The sequence below is a fragment of the Youngiibacter fragilis 232.1 genome (assembly GCF_000495435.3).
GTDB classification, from domain to species: domain Bacteria; phylum Bacillota; class Clostridia; order Clostridiales; family Clostridiaceae; genus Youngiibacter; species Youngiibacter fragilis.
Genome location: NZ_AXUN02000027.1, coordinates 1 through 11,874, shown reverse-complemented (window position 1 = coordinate 11,874; position 11,874 = coordinate 1). Strand labels below are relative to the sequence as shown.

The following is an 11,874-nucleotide window of genomic DNA, read 5'->3' as shown; positions in this document are numbered from 1 at the left end:
TTTGATCATCTGTATAACCTTTAGAAATTCTCAGTGCCCTATTACCAAAGTCGAAAAGTTCCGGTTTAATTCAAAATTTCTTAATAAGCTACTTAAAGGGTGAATTTTAATCCACCCTTTAAAACTACATAATATTTCAAAGCTGTTTTAAAACAAAGCCTATTTTTTAACTTTCATAACAGCTTACCCGTCTAGTTCAGTATTTATATCATATATTCTTCAGATTCTTATCGTTAAGAGTGAGGTGCCTTGGCAGACCGTCTACCATTATTGGTGTGAGCTCCGCTTGAATAAGTGGTTTAACATAGTTTAGATACTCCTGGGTAACGAAGTCTCCGGTTTCATTAATCCACTCCCGGGGAACCTTCTTCTCCACATTAGCTATCTTGTGAACATCGTATGTATCAGTGGTGCAGATATATGGATCATCGGATACACGCTTAAGAATGACCATCTGGCCTGTAAGCCCTTCGAATGCAGCTTTGACTGCAGCTCCTCCGACCTGGTATGCTTCTGTGATATCAACACGTGATACCAGATGAGATGCGCTTCGCTGGAGAGTGTTTAGTTCAATCGCCCTTGTTTTCCATCCGAACTTAGCTCCTATCATGTTCGCGAGGTATTTAGCTGATCCACTGAGAGCCTTGTGACCGAATGCGTCAATAAATTCGACTGTATCCGTGAGTTCACTTATATACTTCCCATCAGGTGTCCTTATACCTTCTGAAATTGCAACAATTATGGACTTCTTCACCTTGTGGAGTTCCTCGACTTTCTTAATGAAGGATTCTACATCGAATGGGATCTCCGGGAGATATATGAGATCCGGACCTTCACAGTCCTCGCATTTAGCCAGCGCCGACGCTCCGGTGAGCCACCCTGCATTCCTGCCCATTATTTCTATGATAGTCACCATATTCTGGTCGAATACCAACCCATCCCTAATGACTTCCTTGGTAATGGAACCTATATATTTCGCCGCACTTCCAAATCCTGGAGTGTGGTCTGTAATATCGAGGTCATTGTCAATAGTCTTCGGTACACCAATGAAGCGTATGGAGCTTCCAATCTCAAGCGCGTAGTCCGAAAGCTTTCTTATGGTGTCCATAGAATCGTTCCCGCCAATGTAAAAGAAGAATTCAATGTCGAGCTTCTTAAGGATAGAGAATATCTTCTTATATACTCCATTATCCTTATCGGCTTCAGGGAGCTTATATCGACATGATCCAAGGAATGCGGACGGGGTCCTTTTCAGCAGGTCTATATCAAGGCTTGTCTGTATATGGTCCGAAAGATCTACATACTTCTCTTCAAGCAACCCCTGAATGCCATGCCGCATTCCGTATACTGTCTTGGCACCTCTGTCTTTGGCTGTTTTAAATACTCCTACAAGACTGGAGTTGATGACTGCTGTCGGTCCACCAGACTGCCCGACTATGACATTACCTCGGATATGTTCCATTTGGTTTGCTCCTCTTTGCTTCTATTTTTCATTAGTTCATATCATTTCATTTTGGTTAATGTAATGGATTCATCTATTCCTTTGCTTAGGATCTATATCCCAAAGCTCTGGACAACTCTGTCTTCATTCCAAGTATGAAGGATGCCATTTCTTCAATTCTTTCATCTGTCATCCTGTTGACTGGAGCTGAAATGCTGAAGGCATTGACAGCCTTGCCACGGTAATCCTTTATGTACACTGCCATGCATCGGACTCCTATTTCATTTTCCTCGTTGTCCACTGCGTAACCTCGCTTCCTGATTAGTTCCAGCTCATTAAGAAGCACCTCAAAATCCACTATTGTGTTTTTTGTCAGCTTCTTAATATTGCTCTCCTCCCATATTTTTCTTACTTCATCCTCTGAAATGGAAGAAAGTATGACTTTTCCCACGGCGGTGCAGTACATAGGTTGTCGCAGTCCTATTCTCGATACCATCCTTACTGAGCTCGAGTTGGACTCAACCTTGTCGATATATACTACTTCACTTCCTTCCCACTGAACTAGATGCACAGTCTCTTTGGATTTCTCCATGATCTGCTCAAGGTACGGGTGTGCGATGGATACTACATCAATTTTAGAGCGGAACGCCTCAGCAAGGCTCAGGAGCTTGAACGTCAGTGTATACTTCCCACTGGCAGGGTCCTGTCTGACATATCCCATCGAGATGAGTGATGCTAGGAGCCTGTGGACTGTGCTCTTGTTCAAGTTCAGTGTCGTGCTGATTTCCATGACTCCCAGTTGTCCCTTTTGGGTTATTAATTCAAGGACACTGAAGATCCTTTCTGCGGATTGTATTGGATTCTTTTCTTGCATTCTAATTCCTCCAATCTACAATTATGCATATGGAGATGCCATTATTAACGCTGAACACGTCCTGATGCGTCTCCACCAGCAAGTTTTAGTACTTCATCTACGGAGACCTGGTTGTAGTCACCTTCCACCGAATGTTTGAGGCATGATGCTGCTACTGCAAATTCAATAGTATCCTGGTTAGAATATCCACTGAGCAGGGAATATATAAGTCCTGCCCCGAAGCTGTCTCCCCCGCCTACACGGTCTACGATGTGCATCAGGTAGCTCTTACTGAAGAAGTACTCCTTTCCATCGAATAACATCGCAGCCCATTTATTGTCGTTCGCGGATATAGAACTCCTAAGAGTTATCGCTACCTTCTCGAATCCGAATCTCTCTACAAGCTGCTTTGCAACATCCTTGTAGCCCTCATGGTTAACATGTCCTGTGGTGACATCAGTACCCTGAGCTTTGATTCCAAAAACATCGTTCGCATCTTCCTCATTCGCGATACAGACATCAACATACTGGCAGAGCTCTCCCATTACCTGACCGGCCTTCTCCTTAGACCAAAGCTTGTTTCTGTAGTTCAGGTCGCAGCTTACCTTGATACCTTTTGCCTTAGCAGATTTCAGGGCCTCGAGACATACCGCTGCCATATTGTCTCCGAGGGCTGGAGTAATACCTGTGAAGTGGAACCAGTCAGCGCCATTAAAAATCTCATCCCAGTTGAAATCCTTTGATACCGCTTCTGCGATTGATGAACCAGCCCTATCATAAATTACCTTAGATGGTCTCTGGCTCGCTCCTTTTTCAAGGAAATATATGCCTACACGGTTTCCACCTCTTGTTATGTGGCGAGTTTCTACTCCGTATCTTCGAAGTGAATTCACCGCAGCCTGACCTATCTCATGCTTTGGAAGCTTGCTAACGAATGAGGCATCGAAACCGAAGTTAGCCAAGGATACCGCTACGTTTGCCTCTCCGCCACCAAATGTCGCACCCATTCCATCAACCTGAACAAACCTGTAATAACCTTCCGGGGCCAGTCTCAGCATTATCTCTCCAAATGTGACTACTTTTGACATTTTTCATTCCTCCATGTTATCTTTTGTTATTTAAGGGGTCCCTATGGGAGCCCCTTTATTTTTTATCTCTTCTCTACAAGATGCACAGCGAATCCGCCCATTTCTTCTTTCAGGTAAATTGAGATAAGTCTGCCCTTATCATCATATTTCCTGGACTCCTCTATGAATTCCACACCAACACCTTCAAGATAACTGATCGCCCTATCGATGTAATTTGTCCTGATTGCTATGTGCCCTGATGTGCCTAGATACGGCGATTTCATGACCTCGACACCTGAACCTGCAAAAAATGAGCTGGTAGCAGCCTTCTTTGTAAATCCAAATACCGAATCGAACCTCGAGGCAACAGAATCTGCCTCCTTCTCATCCTTTGCATTGATTCCGACGTGTGCGATCTCGAAGCCTAACATCTGCATCATCGCTTTGTTGGTAAGGGTTCGGATCTCATCGAATTTCCCCATCTTAATCAGTTCAGGGCTGACCATCCAGCTTCCACCGCAAGCAACGATTTTCGGAAAGTCGAGGTAAGACTTGAGGTTATTTTCGTTTATTCCTCCAGTAGGCATGAATTTCATCCCAACATAAGGGCCTGCAAGCGCCTTGATCATGTTAAGTCCGCCTGACGCTTCCGCAGGAAAGAATTTGACCACATCGAGTCCGAAGGAGATTGCAACTTCTATGTCGCTTGGATTTGTAGCCCCTGGGACTATGGGAATGTCTTTTTCTGTACAATATTTCACGATAGAAGGATTGAGGCCAGGGCTTACAATGAATGATGCACCTGCTTCCACTGCCTGGTCGACCTGGTCTGTAGTCAGTACGGTACCCGCCCCTATAAGCATGTCTGGATAGGCTTCTGAGATTGCCTTTATGGAATCACGAGCAGCAGCTGTTCTGAAAGTAACCTCTGCACATGGAAGTCCGCCTTCAATCAGTGCTTTGGCGAGGGGAACTGCATCCTTGGCGCTCTCAAGTACAACAACAGGGACAATACCGATTTTCTGGATTTTTTTCAAGATTTCATTCATTATAATTCTCCTCCTATGGTTTCACGATGTGGAACACGGTTTCATTTATCTCACCCCCATTATAGAATGATGAAAACGAATGTCAATAGTACTTGAAAAAATATTTTATGGAAAGTACTAATAGCAATTATTGCAAGTTCTTGAGCAATAAATCGAAATTGAAAAAAATCATTAATTGCTATAATTGAGGTAACACAAAGGAATCCACAAGGGGGAATCGATTTGCCAGATCACTTCATGCTTAATTCAGATACTGCAGTTACACTATATGAACGTTTTGCAAAAAATGCACCAATTTATGATTACCATTGTCATCTTTCAGCCAAAGAGATATATGAGGATAAGAAATTCAATGATATTACCTCAATCTGGCTGCAGTTCGACCATTATAAGTGGAGAGCACTGCGTTATGCCGGGGTCCCTGAAAAATACATCACTGGTGATGCTCCGGGTATCGACAAATTCAAGATGTGGGGTAAGACCTGCGGAAGGCTAATAGGGAGCCCGCTCTACCATTGGGCCAATATGGAACTGCAAAAGTATTTCGATATCAAAGAGTCCTTGAATGAGAAGAATGCCGCGGAAATCTACAACTTCTGTAACAGGAAGATCAGGAGAGAGGAGCTTTCCCCTGTAAAGATGATATCGGACTCTAACGTGAAGCTGATATGCACTACAGATGATCCTCTGGATGACCTCGCTTACCACAAGCTAATCAAAGAAAAGGGATATACATTCAAGGTACTTCCGACCTTCAGGCCTGATAGGGCTTTCAAAGTAACACAGCCGGGATATATTGAATACCTGAATGAACTATCTGAAGTCTCCGGAACTCAGGTTGAGTCATATGAGTCATTCCTTGAAGCCATGTCGAGAAGGATTGCATATTTTAAGGATGCAGGGTGCCTCTTATCTGATCATTCGCTTGAAATCGTAACTGCTACCACACAGGATGATACAGAAGTCTCCCATATCTTTGACAAAGTCCTTAGTGGTTATGCCGTCACCTTCGAAGAGGCTGAGAAATTCAAGAATCAGACAATGGTTCACCTCGCTGGGCTCTACACCAAGTACGGGCTGGTAATGCAGCTCCATATAGGAGCATTAAGAAACAATAATATTAAGATGTTCGAGGTGCTTGGTGCAGATGCAGGATTTGACATCATGAATGACCAAAGCATAGCGATTCCCATGTCCAACCTGCTGGGTGCCATGGATTTGAAAAACCAGCTCCCAAAGACAATACTTTATACCCTTAACGCCAAAGACAATCTTGTACTTTCTACGCTTCCGCACTGCTTCGCTGTAGATGCGACACCAGGAAAGATACAACACGGTGCACCCTGGTGGTTCAATGATCATAAGGAAGGGTTCATGGACCACTTCCAGTCGATTGCTAACCAAGGCATGCTGGCTGACTACATAGGGATGCTGACTGATTCCAGAAGCTTCCTCTCCTATGTAAGACATGACTACTTCAGGAGAATCCTTTGCGACTATGTAGGAAATCTTGTGGAGACAGGACAATTCGATAATGACCTTGATACGCTCAAAGATATAGTAGAAGGCATATGCTATAAAAATATAATCAATTATTTAGGAGTTGAATAAAATGAAATTATCATTCAGATGGTATGGAGAAGAAGATCCAGTAAAAATCGAGTACATAAGGCAAATCCCAACTATGCACAGCATCGTCACAGCGGTATATGATGTTCCGGTCGGTGAGAAGTGGCCAGTCGAGAGTATTCAGAAACTCAAGAAGACAGTCGAGGATAACGGACTCCACTTCGAAGTAATCGAAAGTGTTCCTGTACATGAAGATATTAAGCTTGGTCTTCCAACAAGAGAAAAGTATATAGAGAACTATAAAGAGAATATCAGGAATCTTGGTGCAGCTGGTGTCAAGGTCATATGCTACAATTTCATGCCAGTCTTTGACTGGACAAGGACACAGCTTGACAAGGTCAATGAGGACGGATCTACAGCGCTTGTCTACTATAGGGATCAGCTCGAAAAGATGGACCCTCTTACAGGAGAGCTATCACTTCCAGGTTGGGATTCAAGCTACACAAAAGAAGGCCTGGCAGAAATCTTCGAGAAGTATTCGAAGATCACTGATGAAGACCTCTGGACTAACCTTGGCTACTTCCTCGGGGAAATCATCCCAGTTGCGGAGTCTGCTGGAGTGAAGATGGCAATCCACCCTGATGATCCACCGTACCCGATTTTTGGGCTGCCCAGGATAATCACCAATGAGGCAAACCTAGATAGGTTCCTTAAGCTCTATGACAGTGAATACAATGGACTGACATTCTGTACTGGCTCCCTTGGCAGCGGGAACTTCAACGACATACCTAAGATGGTTGGAAAGTTTGCCTCCATGGGAAGGATCCACTTCATGCACATACGTAATGTCAAGCTTCTTGAGGACGGTTCGAGCTTTGAGGAGACTGCACATCATTCATCGTACGGATCCATGGATATTGTCAAAATCATATCAGCCCTTCAAAGCAATGGATTCGATGGTTATATAAGACCTGACCATGGAAGGATGATCTGGGGCGAGACAGGAAGACCTGGATATGGCCTATTCGACAGGGCACTCGGCGCTTCCTATATAGCAGGTATCTGGGAGGCTGTTGAGAAGACAACGAAATAGGTTTCGTAAACTACGACTCCAACTTCCTTGGATTCAAAAAAGCAACCCATCTATCATAGATGATACCGTTGAAAAAGCACAAAAGATAAATCAGATTGAGATACTTATGAAGAGATAATTATGAATACAAAAGAATAGTCATCAGGAAAAAATGAAGATGACAGTGAAACAGAAGATAAAACAATGTTTGAGAAACAAATGATAAGATCCTGATGAAGAGTCCTATGGAATCAAAACAATGTTCAGCTGATGGAACCACGAGTAATACCATAGGACCTCTTCAGAAAGATATGAAAGACAGTAATATGAGAAACAAATTGCAGATGCAATAATACCAATGATGACTTTTGCAAAGGATAAAACAAGGAGTGAATATGATGAATCTACCACTACAAGTAAATTTGAAGGACAAGGTGTGTGTCGTAACCGGAGGGGCTGGTGTTCTGGGAGGATATTGGTCAGCTGCACTTGCAGCTTCAGGCGCTAAGGTTGCTGTCCTAGACAGAAACCTTGAATTTGCACAGAAAAAAGCCGATGAGATCTCAGCACAGGGTGGCATATGCATAGGTGTACAGGCGGACGTACTGAGCAAAGAGAGCCTTAAGACCGCACACGAAACTGTGCTCGCACAGCTCGGACCATGTGACCTGCTTCTTAACGGCGCTGGCGGAAACCATCCTAGAGGGACTACGACAAAGGAATACCTTTATGAGGATGATCTTCTGGATACCAACAAAGATCTCATTACTTTCTTCGATCTGGATGAATCTGGAATCAGGTTCGTCTTCGACTTGAACTTTCTTGGTTCCCTCCTTCCTTCTCAGGAATTTGCTAAGGACATGGTAGGCAGGAAAGGATGTTCAATAATTAATGTATCTTCCATGAATGCATTTACTCCGCTAACAAAGATTCCTGCATATTCTGGTGCAAAGGCTGCAATATCGAACTTCACACAGTGGCTTGCTGTCCATATGTCGAAAGTCGGTATAAGAGTCAACGCCATTGCCCCTGGATTCTTTGTCACCAGCCAGAATGAAGCGCTGCTCTTTAATCCTGACGGGTCACCCACAGACAGGACCGGAAAAATTCTCAGCGCTACTCCAATGGATCGTTTTGGAAAGCCTGAAGAGCTTATAGGCGCTCTGCTTTTCCTTGCTTCTGAAGAAGCTTCAGGATTCATCAATGGAGTCGTTCTTCCCATAGATGGAGGATTCTCCGCTTACTCAGGCGTGTAATAAAAGGAGACGACCATGAAGACTCAGATAACTGAATTTGAACGGAGTAAGGACTGGCTCGTATGCATCGACTCTGACGGCTGCGCGATGGACACCATGGAGGTCAAGCATCGAAAGTGCTTTGGCCCCATGGCTGTAAAGGTATGGGCACTTGAGGATGTTGCAGATAGGTTTCTTACTGTATGGAATAATGTGAACCTCTACTCCAGCACGAGAGGGATAAACCGCTTCAAGGGACTTGTCAGGACATTTGAGGAAATGGAGGCTCTGGGATACCAAATGCCCGATTTTGAGGAAATCAAAAAATGGACAGAGGAAACCAGTGAGCTTTCAAATCCCTCTCTTGTTAGTGCGATAGAAAACACCGGGAGTCATCAGCTAGACCTCACCCTTACCTGGAGCCTTATGGTTAACGAATCTATAGAGTCTCTGGCAGGAGAGGACAGACCTTTCCCAAATGTTCTGGAAGGGCTCGCATCAATATACCCTCGTGCTGATATTGCGATCATCTCTTCTGCTAATGGAAAGGCTGTAGTGGAAGAATGGACAAGACATGGATTATCACCGTATGTGGAGCTCATGTGCGGGCAGGAAGCAGGAAGCAAAGCGTATTGTATCGGAGCTGTTAAAACGCTGGGGGACTATCATTCTGAAAATGTCCTTATGATTGGCGACTCACCTGGTGATCTTGCTGCAGCTAAGGATAATGGCGTCCTATTCTATCCCATCATCGCTGGTGATGAAGCTAGCTCTTGGGAGACCCTTGCGAAAAGCGCCATTGGGAAATTCATTGATGGCACTTTTTCTGGGGATTATCAGGATAGCCTTATTGAAAGATTTAACAAATCACTTAGCACTGATTCTTAACTTGTGTGACATTCAAAGTATGCATGATGGTATTAGTGTAATTGCATGAGTTATCTTGATTCCCGACTTGATTTAATGGAGGAAAACCATGGTAAATTTAAAAGCCAAACCATTCTACCTGAAGGATGAGGATATCGCCTGGGTGGAAAAAACCATCGAAAGTATGACCATCGAGGAAAAAATAGGGCAGCTTTTTATCAATCTTTTTGTTGACCTTAACCCAGGCCAGGCTGAAGAGCTTTTGAAGAAGTATCATATAGGTGGTGCTCGCTACATGGGTGCGACTTCTGAAGTCGTGTACGACCTAATCTCAACTCTTCAGGCTACCACTAAAATTCCTTTGCTTGTGGCAGCAAACTGCGACAGCGGTGGAAACGGTGCATGTTCCGACGGTACCTATGTTGCTTCGGCAGCTGCGGTCGATGCATCAAAAAGTGAGGCTGTGGCCTATAACGTTGGTTATGTCAGCGGCAAGGAAGAAGAGGCGCTTGGGGTTAACTGGAACTTTGATCCTTGTGCAGACATACTCATGAACTGGAGGAACACCATAGTCAATACAAGAGCCTATGGTGACAACGCTGAAGGTGTCATAAAATACGCAAGCTCTTATATTAGAGGTCTTAGACAGAGCAATGTCGCATCCTGCATAAAGCATTTTCCTGGAGACGGTACTGAAGAGAGGGACCAGCACCTCGTCCTGGGCGTTAATGAGCTTAGTGTGGAGGAATGGGATAAAAGCTTTGGTGAGGTATACAGGAAACTTATAGATGATGGTGTCATGAGTATCATGGCTGGCCACATCGCCTTGCCTGCATACCAATATAAGCTCAATCCCGAGCTTACGTACAATGATATCCTACCCGCCACCCTTGCTCCCGAACTAATTACAGGACTGCTTAGAAAACAGCTTGGATTCAATGGACTTGTAGTTACGGATGCGTCGCACATGCTGGGTATGACAGCAGCCATGAAAAGAAGGGACTATGTACCACAGGCTATCGCAGCTGGCTGTGATATGTTCCTGTTCTTCAACGATATTGAGGAGGACTTCAATTTCATGATGGACGGATACCGAAGAGGCGTCCTCACTGAAGAGAGGCTACACGATGCACTAACAAGGATTCTTGGACTCAAGGCTTCATTGAACCTTCATAATCTTCAGAAGGAGGGTAAACTGATACCTCCAAAGGAAGGGCTCTCAATAATCGGGAATCCGGATTTTATGAATATGGCTAAGGAGGCAGCCGACCTTTCCATAACACTTGTAAAGAACACAAAGAATGAGTTGCCTATTCGGCCTTCCACCCATAAGCGGATAAAACTATATACCCTATACGGTGAGATGGGCGGAATCCACGGAAGTACAAACAAGTCTGAGCAAATCATCATCGATGAACTTGAAAAAGCCGGGTTCGAAGTTAGTCTAAATGACGGGCATCGAAGAGAAAAGGGAAAGACACTGGAATACGCACAAAACTATGATGCAGCACTGGTATTTTCTGACATTGTCGGTTATGCTTCAGAAAATAACGTCAGGATCAGATGGAAGGTGCCTATGTCAAACGAAGTGCCATGGTATGTCCATGAGGTTCCTACTTTCTTCATCTCCCTGTCTTATACTACCCATTTGACAGATGTTCCGATGGTAAAAGGATATATTAACGCGTATTCAAATACCAGAGAAGTTATAAGACAAGTCATCAGTAAGCTGATGGGCGAGTCTGAATTCAAAGGAACCCATAATGATCTTGTGTTCTGTGACAAATGGGAGACCAGAAGGTAGTATCCTGTCCATCTTACAGTTTTAGATTCTTTATGAATTGCAATAACCGCCTTCTAAAATGGACCACATGATGAAACCGTGGTGCTGCAAAAAGAATTCGCGCTCAAACAAGTTGATATCCTGTTTCGCAAACAAAAAATCATGAGAGCCTGGCTTAAGGTTTCTCCAAGAATAAGAGGATTTGCTTTACAAAGCAGGTCCTCTTATCCATTTCCTTAAGAGATAATGAACCAATGCTCTTATCTATATCCGGCTGTATCCCTAAATCTTTCATGAATCAAAATCAGGTTGCGTTTGAAATGTGGAACTCCAGCATTTCTGTTAATGACTCTCTAAGTGCATATACTCTGATACATTAGACATGAAGCAACACCATGGTAACTATTCATAACAGATACAATCTGCCCTTTCATATACTTGGTATTATAGAGGATGGATCATTAGAAGAGAAATTAAAATACCATGGTTTTGCATCTAAACGCCTCTCCATGGTATTTTGACTTTTCTATTTTATTAGTTTCAATGGATTCAGCCCTTCAGCAGGTCCTCATAACCAAGTTCAACTAAATGGTCTCTTGATATCTTCAGTGACTCCATCGGATCCTTCCCGTAGGTATCATCCTGCTCAACGAAGAAATATTCCACACCAGACTCAAGTCCTGCCTCAATGATGCCTTTAAGGTCCAGGTTGCCCTGCCCAAGCTCTGCGAACTCGATGATGTTCTGGAAGTCAGTGAAGAATTTCTTCATGTCTCCCGTTTTCAATGCACTGAGGTCTAAGTTTCCAATTCTATAGTCCTTAAGATGGATGATGTTGACCCTTCCCTTATAATCCTTGATGACCTTAATAGGATCGAGCCCTGCTCTCTGTATCCAATGTACATCAAGCTCGAAGCCTAGTACCCTGGAACATCTTA

General features: G+C 43.8%; 10 protein-coding genes. 5 read left to right on the top strand and 5 right to left on the bottom strand.

What is annotated here, in order from left to right:
- Positions 1-208: 208 nt before the first annotated feature.
- From T472_RS01725 to T472_RS01710, 4 genes are all read right to left on the bottom strand, one after another.
- Positions 209-1,453, bottom strand: a complete 1,245-nt coding sequence (locus tag T472_RS01725; protein WP_439334300.1) for a 6-phosphofructokinase — start codon at positions 1,451-1,453, stop codon at positions 209-211.
- A 94-nt stretch (positions 1,454-1,547) separates the two neighbouring features.
- Positions 1,548-2,315: an IclR family transcriptional regulator gene (locus T472_RS01720; RefSeq protein ID WP_023384851.1), complete on the bottom strand. Its 768-nt coding sequence runs from the start codon at positions 2,313-2,315 to the stop codon at positions 1,548-1,550.
- A gap of 44 nt (positions 2,316-2,359) precedes the next feature.
- Positions 2,360-3,382, bottom strand: coding sequence for a sugar kinase (locus T472_RS01715; RefSeq protein ID WP_023384849.1), 1,023 nt, complete (start codon positions 3,380-3,382; stop codon positions 2,360-2,362).
- Between the two features lie 62 nt (positions 3,383-3,444).
- Entirely contained in the window at positions 3,445-4,410 is a 966-nt protein-coding gene (locus T472_RS01710; protein ID WP_023384846.1) for a bifunctional 4-hydroxy-2-oxoglutarate aldolase/2-dehydro-3-deoxy-phosphogluconate aldolase, read from the bottom strand.
- A 222-nt stretch (positions 4,411-4,632) separates the two neighbouring features.
- Here T472_RS01710 and uxaC point away from each other — a divergent pair, with 222 nt between their 5' ends.
- From uxaC to T472_RS01685, 5 genes are all read left to right on the top strand, one after another.
- Positions 4,633-6,021 (top strand): glucuronate isomerase, encoded by a 1,389-nt coding sequence (gene uxaC, locus T472_RS01705; protein WP_023384844.1) that lies wholly within the window; start codon positions 4,633-4,635, stop codon positions 6,019-6,021.
- 1 nt (position 6,022) lies between these two features.
- Positions 6,023-7,072 carry a mannonate dehydratase gene (gene uxuA, locus T472_RS01700; protein WP_023384842.1) on the top strand — a complete coding sequence of 350 codons (1,050 nt, stop codon included), beginning with the start codon at positions 6,023-6,025 and terminating at the stop codon, positions 7,070-7,072.
- Positions 7,073-7,449: 377 nt separating this feature from the next.
- On the top strand, positions 7,450-8,307 hold the full coding sequence (locus tag T472_RS01695) for an SDR family oxidoreductase (protein WP_023384839.1): 858 nt from the start codon (positions 7,450-7,452) through the stop codon (positions 8,305-8,307).
- A gap of 15 nt (positions 8,308-8,322) precedes the next feature.
- On the top strand, positions 8,323-9,174 hold the full coding sequence (locus tag T472_RS01690; protein WP_023384837.1) for an HAD family hydrolase: 852 nt from the start codon (positions 8,323-8,325) through the stop codon (positions 9,172-9,174).
- Between the two features lie 88 nt (positions 9,175-9,262).
- Positions 9,263-10,957: a glycoside hydrolase family 3 protein gene (locus T472_RS01685; protein WP_023384835.1), complete on the top strand. Its 1,695-nt coding sequence runs from the start codon at positions 9,263-9,265 to the stop codon at positions 10,955-10,957.
- A 528-nt stretch (positions 10,958-11,485) separates the two neighbouring features.
- On the opposite strand, the gene T472_RS19670 is transcribed toward T472_RS01685, so the two are convergent.
- The coding region (locus T472_RS19670) for a sugar phosphate isomerase/epimerase family protein (protein WP_023863249.1) at positions 11,486-11,874 on the bottom strand (389 nt) is incomplete at its 5' end.

Excerpts from the sequence above, each read along its gene's own strand:
- T472_RS01720 (WP_023384851.1), bottom strand. The coding sequence starts at position 2,315 with ATGCAAGAAAAGAATCCAATACAATCCGCAGAAAGGATCTTCAGTGTC.
- T472_RS01715 (WP_023384849.1), bottom strand. The coding sequence starts at position 3,382 with ATGTCAAAAGTAGTCACATTTGGAGAGATAATGCTGAGACTGGCCCCG.
- T472_RS01710 (WP_023384846.1), bottom strand. The coding sequence starts at position 4,410 with ATGAATGAAATCTTGAAAAAAATCCAGAAAATCGGTATTGTCCCTGTT.
- uxuA (WP_023384842.1), top strand. The coding sequence starts at position 6,023 with ATGAAATTATCATTCAGATGGTATGGAGAAGAAGATCCAGTAAAAATC.
- T472_RS01695 (WP_023384839.1), top strand. The coding sequence starts at position 7,450 with ATGAATCTACCACTACAAGTAAATTTGAAGGACAAGGTGTGTGTCGTA.
- T472_RS01690 (WP_023384837.1), top strand. The coding sequence starts at position 8,323 with ATGAAGACTCAGATAACTGAATTTGAACGGAGTAAGGACTGGCTCGTA.
- T472_RS01685 (WP_023384835.1), top strand. The coding sequence starts at position 9,263 with ATGGTAAATTTAAAAGCCAAACCATTCTACCTGAAGGATGAGGATATC.